Source organism: Paenibacillus sp. LS-5 (assembly GCF_056121505.1).
This window is the reverse complement of record NZ_JBWAVA010000037.1, coordinates 1-3647: the sequence shown is the minus strand read 5'-3', so window position 1 is coordinate 3647 and position 3647 is coordinate 1. Positions and strand designations below refer to the sequence as shown.

Here is a 3647-nt window from a genome sequence, read left to right as displayed (position 1 = left end):
CGATGGTACTTGGACCGAAGGGTCCTGGGAGAGTAGGACGCCGCCAAGCACTGAAAGCCATTGTTGAGTAATCGACAATGGCTTTTTTGTTTTTTTAATATATGTGAAATTTGTTGATAAACCCAGGTTTGTGGATATTACAAGACCTAAGAAGAATTTCGGAGAAACTTATCCACATGTGGACAAGAAGATTATTAATTAATTGGAATCGAAGTACTCCCCATTTTGTGTGGATAGTGTAGAATAATTGTGGATATGATGGTTCAACTAATAAAATGTTAATGTTCTTGCATTGTAAAGGAGATAAAACAGTGGATAAATCAACAACATCCCTGTGGACAGAGCAATTTGCTGTACAGGCAAACGATACGGATTACCGTTCACAGGCAAAACTCTCTTTTCTTTTAGAAATATTGCAACGCACCGCTGATGCTGCTGTAAATGCGCTGGGTTTCAGCCTGGCTCATATGCAGGATGCTGGAATGGGTTGGATGCTGATTACGTTAGATCTTGAGATTCGCCGGATGCCACGGATAAATGATCAATTAACAGTTCGAACGTGGAGTAAAGGAACCAAAGGAGCATTATGGCAGCGTGATTACCGGGTATATGATCAGGATCATATAGAGGTAGCTGTGGCGCGTTCCATATGGGCGTTGGTGGATATCGAAAAAAGGAGAATTTTACGGCCAACTGCTATACCAGTGCCCGTGATTCATTATGATGGGGATTCGGTAGGGAGTATGCCAGAGAAAGTAACCATTTCAGAAACTCTAAGTCTTCATGAAGCTTATGCATACAAAGTACGGTTTAGTGGTCTGGACAGTAATTTACATTTGAACAACGCCAGGTATGGTGAGATCTGTAGTGATGCCCTGTCTATAGCCGAATGGGGATCCAAAGAGCTGAAGCGTTTCCGGGTAACTTATGTACAGGAAGCGAGGTTAGGCGATGAACTTCAGGTACAGCGCTCTGTTGTAACTGATGATGGTATATATATACAGGGTATAGCAGGTGATAAAGTGTTTTTTACCGCTTGTCTGGGATTCTAAAGAATTGGGAAGGCCGTGGTCTGCATGCAGATACGGCCTTTATTAAATGATAGCAGCTCAGTTGGTATAATACTTATTCGAGTAAAGGATTCCTCCTTTCAGTTAACAATGATTTATTTCAATGATTTATTAATAACAGGAGTTGTCTATTAAGTCGTCTGACGTTATTTGCGGACTTTGGGAAAATGGTATAATAGGGTTTTGACAGGGAAGGGAGAGAATTATGAAAGTATTGGTACTTGCGGAGAAGCCGTCAGTTGCCCGTGAGATTGCACGGGTGATGGGCTGTGGTAATAAACAGAAGAGTTATATTGAAGGACCGAAATATGTGGTTACTTGGGCTTTGGGGCATTTGGTGGGCTTAGCGGAGCCGGAGGATTATAACAATAAATATGCCAACTGGGCATTGGAGGATTTGCCGATTCTGCCGGAGAAGGCGAAGCTTAAGGTGTTACGGGAGACAAACCAGCAGTATAAGGCAGTGCAGCAGCTGATGAAAAGACAGGACATTGAGGAACTGATTGTGGCTACAGATGCTGCACGTGAAGGCGAGCTGCTGGCGCGCTGGATCATGAATATGGCAGGCTGGAGGAAGCCGTTCCGGCGGCTTTGGATCTCTTCGCAGACGGATAAGGCCATTAAGGAAGGGTTCGCTTCACTCCGTCCGGGCCGGGATTTTGACCGGCTATATGAATCAGCCCGCTGCCGTGCCGAGGCTGATTGGATGATCGGGCTGAATGTGACGCGGGCACTGACCTGCAAGTTCGGCGCGCCGCTCTCTGCCGGGCGGGTACAGACACCGACACTGGGGATGATTATGGACCGGGAAAATGAGATAACCGGATTCCGTTCTAAAGAGTATGACCAGTTGACGGCTGATTTTGGAAGCTTCCAGGCAGGCTGGAGGGCCCAGGGCGGGGATGGACGTATTTTTGACCGGGACAAAACGGGAGTGCTAAAAGAGAAGATTATGGGGCGCAGCGGACGGATTACCAAGGTGCAAAAGAGTGAGAAAAGTGAACCGCACCCGTTGGCCTATGATCTCACAGAGCTGCAGCGCGACGCGAACCGTAAGTTCGGCTTCTCAGCTAAACAAACCTCCAGTGTACTGCAGAAGTTATATGAACAGCACAAGCTGGTGACCTATCCGCGAACAGACAGCCGTTATTTAACATCCGATATGACGGGTACGCTCAAAGAGAGGCTGGATAGCATAGCTGTTGGTCCTTATGCAACATTAGCAAGACCTTTGCTGCGCAAGCCGTTGCCTATCACTAAACGGATTGTGGATGACAGCAAGGTGAGCGATCACCATGCGATTATTCCTACAGAGCAGACTGTTCTTCTAAATCAGCTGAGTGTGGAGGAGCGCAAGCTCTATGATCTCATTGTTCGTCGTTTCATCAGTCTGTTCTATCCAGCGGCACGTTATGATGCTGTAACTGTAACCGTAAATGTGGAAGGCGAGAGCTTCAGTGTTAAAGGAACAACGGTAAAAGATGCAGGCTGGCGTGAAGTCTACGGCGGAGATATGAGCAGTGATGACGAAGAAGAGAATGCCGCAGACGAACCGGCGCCGAGTAATGTAAAGCTGCCGGAGCTGCGGGAGGGAGAGGCCGTTACTGTGCAGCGCTGTGTGATCCGGCCAGGCCGGACGCAGCCGCCGAAACGCTATAATGAAGCTTCGCTTCTGACACAGATGGAGAAGCACGGACTGGGAACGCCGGCTACCCGCGCCGATATTATCGAAAAGCTGGTCAGCTCCGATACGATTGAACGGCAGGGCAATCTGCTTCACCCAACAGGAAAGGGCAAGCAGCTAATCGGCCTGGTGGCAGAACAATTGCGCACTCCAGAGCTGACGGCACGCTGGGAGGCGGAACTGGAAAAGATCGCCCGCGGACAGGGGCGTCCGGAGCCTTTTTTGCAAGGGATCCGCAGTATGGCTCAGGAATTGGTGTCTGGTGTGAAGAACAGCGGTGCGGAGTATAAGCCGCATAACGTCTCCAGCAGCCACTGCCCGAATTGTGGAACTAGAATGCTGGAGAAGAAAACCAAGCGGGGCAAGCTGTTGGTCTGTCCGGCAGATGACTGCGGATATACCCGGGCAGGAGAGAAGCAACTGTCTAACCGCCGCTGCCCGCAATGCCACAAGAAGATGGAGCTTAAAGAGGGCAAAGCCGGCCTCTATGTCCAGTGTCTCGGATGCGGAATAACGGAGACCATGGACAAGGATCACAAGCATATCAACAAGCGTGAGCAGCAGAAGCTGGTCCAGCAGTACAGCAAACCGGAAAGTGTGGGGTCCAACCTTGGTGATCTTCTCAAAGCAGCGATGGAAGCCAAGGAAAAGGGTAAATAAAGAGATAAGCAGATAAGGACAAGCAGATAAGGATAAGTAGATTAGGATAATAGATAAGGATAATAGATAAGGGATATGGGATCGGACTGTTGTCAGTGTAGCGTCAGCTGGTTAAGGACTATTCCATATATATAAAATAGGCTGCCGGATATGGCAGTCTTTTCGTATTATTAGGTCAACCGGAAAACTTCTGGTTGGCCTATTTCTGTAGGTGTTTTAAGATGGCGGTAGCC

2 protein-coding genes are annotated in these 3647 nt (G+C 48.3%); both read left to right on the top strand.

Annotated elements, in window-relative coordinates:
* Nucleotides 1-311 precede the first annotated feature (311 nt).
* Nucleotides 312-1052 carry an acyl-[acyl-carrier-protein] thioesterase gene (locus tag AC0MA3_RS26280; RefSeq protein WP_474658327.1) on the top strand — a complete coding sequence of 247 codons (741 nt, stop codon included), beginning with the start codon at nt 312-314 and terminating at the stop codon, nt 1050-1052.
* 223 nt (nt 1053-1275) lie between these two features.
* The gene (locus tag AC0MA3_RS26275) at nt 1276-3414 is read left to right on the top strand and encodes a DNA topoisomerase III (protein ID WP_474658326.1); all 2139 of its coding nucleotides are present in this window, start codon (nt 1276-1278) and stop codon (nt 3412-3414) included.
* Nucleotides 3415-3647: the final 233 nt, after the last annotated feature.

Coding starts and splice junctions, on each gene's coding strand:
- AC0MA3_RS26275 (WP_474658326.1), top strand. CDS start 1,276: ATGAAAGTATTGGTACTTGCGGAGAAGCCGTCAGTTGCCCGTGAGATT.